This window comes from Paenibacillus sp. TC-CSREp1, from assembly GCF_050171015.1.
Taxonomy (GTDB): domain Bacteria; phylum Bacillota; class Bacilli; order Paenibacillales; family Paenibacillaceae; genus Paenibacillus; species Paenibacillus silvae.
This window is the reverse complement of record NZ_JBNOKM010000045.1, coordinates 1-1,970: the sequence shown is the minus strand read 5'-3', so window position 1 is coordinate 1,970 and position 1,970 is coordinate 1. Positions and strand designations below refer to the sequence as shown.

General features: G+C 39.3%; 1 protein-coding gene and 1 pseudogene. Both read left to right on the top strand.

Annotated elements, in window-relative coordinates; translation table 11 throughout:
- Window positions 1–1,112 (top strand): annotated as a pseudogene (locus ACQSGY_RS30650) (hypothetical protein); the annotation flags it as partial.
- A gap of 3 nt (window positions 1,113–1,115) precedes the next feature.
- Window positions 1,116–1,589 (top strand): hypothetical protein, encoded by a 474-nt coding sequence (locus tag ACQSGY_RS30645; RefSeq protein ID WP_427182403.1) that lies wholly within the window; start codon window positions 1,116–1,118, stop codon window positions 1,587–1,589.
- Window positions 1,590–1,970 lie beyond the last annotated feature (381 nt).

Below are 1,970 nucleotides of genomic sequence, written 5' to 3'. Positions count from 1 at the left end.
AAGGGATGGATACGCAATTCGGTATGAATCGCAGGGGAGGTTCAGCAGGTGGCTCGGCCGGCCTGAGACCTGCTCTCCCGCAGGCAAGTGGAACAACGCCTAAAGGGAACACGAGTCAGACTCCATCGTTCGTCATGCCTAAAGTGAAGAGCTTTATGATAAAGTCCTGGGAAGACAGTCAGAAGATGGGGATCGTGTCTGGAAGTCATTGGAGCAGTAACAAGCAGAACAAAACGGGTGAGACGGCTTCAGGGAATGGCAAGAAAGCCAGTGGTGGAACGGGGGCAAGCTCTAAACCAGTAGAGAAGCCGCCGGAGTCGAAACCAGGTTCGGGAAGTGCATCGTCTTCAAAACCGAATGCAGGGAATGTAGCAACAACGTCGAAAAATAACACGACATCCAAGACGAATCCAGAAAAAAATGAAACGCCGAATGAGGTGAATACCTGGAAGCCGTCAACGAAGAAAAAAGACAAAGGTGAACCGCAGGCCAATACGAAGCCGCCTAAATCGCCTGAGACGAACAAACCGGAGGAGAATGCGAATAAACCGAAGGATAATTCGAAAGGTACTGAGGGAACGGGTAAAGATTTACTTTCCCCTAATGGTAAATTTATAGATTCTAAGTTAGAATCGGATTATCAAAAGTATCTTGCCCGTAAAGCCAAAGCGGGTAAACCACCACGAGATCGGTTAGATTGGAAAGAAGAAAGGGAATATTGGCTAAATGATTCGCCCATGGCAAGAGGTAACGCGTTTAATGCTAAATCAGTCGAAGAAAAATGGTATCGTTATAATGAAATACATTTAAGTAACGGTAAGCGTCTTGATTCTTACAATCCTATCAAAGGGGAGATCGTATCGAGGAAAGCAACTGATTTAGAGTCAATAGATATATCTACCTTTGAAGGTTACTTGAAAGAGTTGAAAAATAAATATCCAGCAGGGACAACAATCAGATCGAATAAATATCCGGATTTAGATGGTCAGCCACTCACTGGTAAACAGATACTTGAAATTCCAGCATCCAATAAAAAATTTGATGAAATTCAAACATATGTTAATTTAGCAAAAAACAAATACGATATTGAAATACGTTTTAGGGAGGAATAATTTATGCAATTAAAACAAGAGATTAAAATTACTTTGGAGAAAGTTCATTTTATTGATAGGTACATTAACTTATCTAAAAACTATGCGTTTGATTTTAAAGAAAAACTAAGTGAGGTTGACAACTCTACTGTTTTGGGTATTTTTGATGAATTGGGATATAAGGTAACTTTCAATAAAAAAGAGAAGTTTTTTAAATTAGTTGAGAGTGTAGATGGGTATAAATTCCAGTTTAATATTTCACTCAACCATAGTGTATTAGAATTTATTTGGGCTGTATGGAGAGAGGAAGAGTTGCAGTTAGGCAGCCCTTGGGATGTATTGAAGGAATTGCTGGATGGGTCTGAAGAAAGTGTACGGTCTCCGGTCTTTAGAAATTATGCAGAGTTAAAAGAAATATTGAGTGAAGCGCTACACATGTATGAAGAATTTAAACGTGAGCTAATATTGATCTATAATAACGAAATTAACGATGTGTAGCTTTGAAGAGCGAATTCCCACCCAGTGCCAAATAAATCTGGCGGCTGATTTCAAGTAAATTTAACCAATGTAATACCCGTATAAGGATTTCTCCGTTTCGTTTCGGTTGTACGCACATCAATGCTTTAATTTTATAACCTAAATAACACTATTCCGATACAATTGAACAGGTTGATTATGGTAAGATTCTACCATGATTGACCTGTTTTTTTGTTATCTTCGTAATCTGACATTTTTTCAAATTTACTTGCAACTGTAGAATAAGCCGCCTCAATAGGGAAGATGGATCTATATTAGCAGGCCCCATCTCACGGTAGATCAACTGGGCAGTTATGAGTATTGGGAGTCTCAAGCGCTAAGTCTCGAAGAAAAGAAGTATTT

Coding starts and splice junctions, on each gene's coding strand:
- ACQSGY_RS30645 (WP_427182403.1), top strand. CDS start 1,116: ATGCAATTAAAACAAGAGATTAAAATTACTTTGGAGAAAGTTCATTTT.